This window comes from Candidatus Parvarchaeota archaeon, assembly GCA_016866895.1.
Classification (GTDB): domain Archaea; phylum Micrarchaeota; class Micrarchaeia; order Anstonellales; family VGKX01; genus VGKX01.
Genome location: VGKX01000193.1, coordinates 1 through 1,791 on the forward strand (window position 1 = coordinate 1; position 1,791 = coordinate 1,791).

The following is a 1,791-nucleotide window of genomic DNA, read 5'->3' on the forward strand; positions in this document are numbered from 1 at the left end:
TCTATGACAGGGCAATAAATGAAAAGCTTTCAGATTTCATAAATTCATATGTTGTTTGCAAGGAGTGCAAAAAGCCGGACACACGGCTGATGGAAGGCCAGCACGGGATTAAGACGCTTGTGTGCGAGGCGTGTGGCGCAAGGGCCCCGGTAAAGTAAAGTTCAGTTTGGAAAAATGAATCGGGATTGATGATATCTATGGTTTACAGAAAGCCGCCCCAGACACTTGGCAGGGTCAGGATGCCCGAGGGCAACGAGCAGTTTGGCGCAGTCATCTCCATGCTTGGCGGGGGCAGGCTGCTGGTTGAGTGCAAAGATGGCAAGGAGAGGATTTGCAGGATTCCCGGGAACATCAAGCGGAACATCTGGGTGCGCGATGGGGACATTGTTGTAGTCAAGCTGTGGGAGATTGACCCGGAGAAAAGGGCTGACATAGTCTGGAGATACTCACGGCTGCAGGTGCAGTGGCTTAGGGACAAGGGCCTGATTAAGTAAGGGGCTCAAAGAGACGCCCGTATGATTGCCAATGCTGAATTTTCACACTCCGCAAGCAGTGGAAGCGTTAGGGTGCTTGCATATGGGCTTTTGATTCTTCTTTTTGTCGACGCAGCCCTATTGCTCACAAGTGCCCAGGATGACGCAAAAGCCGCCATGGGGATAGGCGGCCTTGGAATCGCTTTTATTTTGTTGTTTTACCTGCTTGACAGGTTAAACAGCTCAAAGCTGCCCCTGCTTGAAAAATACTACAACAGACTTTCGCTATCCTTAAGGCAAAACTCGTTTCTTGTTAAAAAAGAGAGGCTCAACATCGGAAGGGTTTATGCGGTCAATCCGCTTTACGTAAAGCCGTATTTGCTCGTAGTTGACAAAAAGGGGGTTCGCATTGTCTGGTTTGGATTGTTTTCAGATAAACCAACTGAGAAGAAGCTTGATGCCTCTTGTCTAGACAAGGCCCTTTTAATGGATACTGTGCGCGGAAAGCGAGCTGAGATAAGAGCTAAAGGAAAGAAAGTTTTTGACATATATTGGTACGAATGCAGGAATTTTGACGGACTTGTGGCTGCACTGTGGAAGCATTAAGCCTGGGCATCAGGTGCTAAAGCCAAAAATGCGCACAGCTGCAAAAAGAAGCAAGGCGCCTGCAACAAAGCTTGAGATGTTTGCGGCAATGCTATACTTTAGCGCGTGCGAAAACTCAAGAGCCTCCTTATTTATCAGGTAAAGCAGGATTGCCTCAAAAAGCGCTGCAAAAACTTCCACAAGAACTATGCCAGAATAGACTATTGGAAGCCCGAGCTGGTTTGCAAACAGAAGCGACTGCGCCGCCGGCGCTGCCAAAAGCCAGGAAATCGGCCAGGAGGCTATGTTGATTGCAAAAACCGAGATTGCGACACGTTTTTGGTGAAGCTCGTCTTTTGCAAGCCTATAGACCACGTAAGTTTCTATCGCGCATGTTGAGAGATATGCAAGAATGGGAGGCACAAGGCCCAAAAAATCGTCTGCAGTGTTCTGGAGTCCCATGGTGGGGAAGACGAGGCAGGCACCAAAAAGAAGGAAGAAAAAAAGGCGCACATAAGCTGGCCCAAACGCAGCTTGATGGCTTTTTATCGGTTTTTCAATTTTCGTCTTGACCGCCCCTTGGCCTTCAGGTTAGAAGCACCTTGAGATAGAAAAGGGGCGAGATGAGCTGCTTTTTGGCCTCTTCGTCCCCAAGCATGCCGGAAATCGCCTGCTGCAGCTCCGGGTTTTTCGCCGCCTTGTCAATTATGAAGTTGAGAAGGAAAGTCATCCT

Annotated in this window: 4 protein-coding genes; 3 read left to right on the top strand and 1 reads right to left on the bottom strand. The window is 48.7% G+C overall.

Translation table 11 applies throughout. The features are described from left to right. The 3 genes from FJZ26_05815 to FJZ26_05825 form a co-directional block, all read left to right on the top strand. Positions 1-158 (top strand): translation initiation factor IF-2 subunit beta (locus FJZ26_05815; protein ID MBM3229925.1); only part of this gene is annotated, 158 nt, incomplete at its 5' end. 39 nt (positions 159-197) lie between these two features. Then, positions 198-494 carry a translation initiation factor eIF-1A gene (eif1A, locus tag FJZ26_05820; protein ID MBM3229926.1) on the top strand — a complete coding sequence of 99 codons (297 nt, stop codon included), beginning with the start codon at positions 198-200 and terminating at the stop codon, positions 492-494. A gap of 21 nt (positions 495-515) precedes the next feature. After that, positions 516-1,079 (top strand): hypothetical protein, encoded by a 564-nt coding sequence (locus FJZ26_05825; GenBank protein MBM3229927.1) that lies wholly within the window; start codon positions 516-518, stop codon positions 1,077-1,079. Between the two features lie 9 nt (positions 1,080-1,088). Here the strand turns inward: FJZ26_05825 and FJZ26_05830 are convergent, their stop codons facing one another. Continuing rightward, positions 1,089-1,490, bottom strand: coding sequence for a hypothetical protein (locus FJZ26_05830; GenBank protein ID MBM3229928.1), 402 nt, complete (start codon positions 1,488-1,490; stop codon positions 1,089-1,091). Between the last annotated feature and the right edge of the window lie 301 nt (positions 1,491-1,791).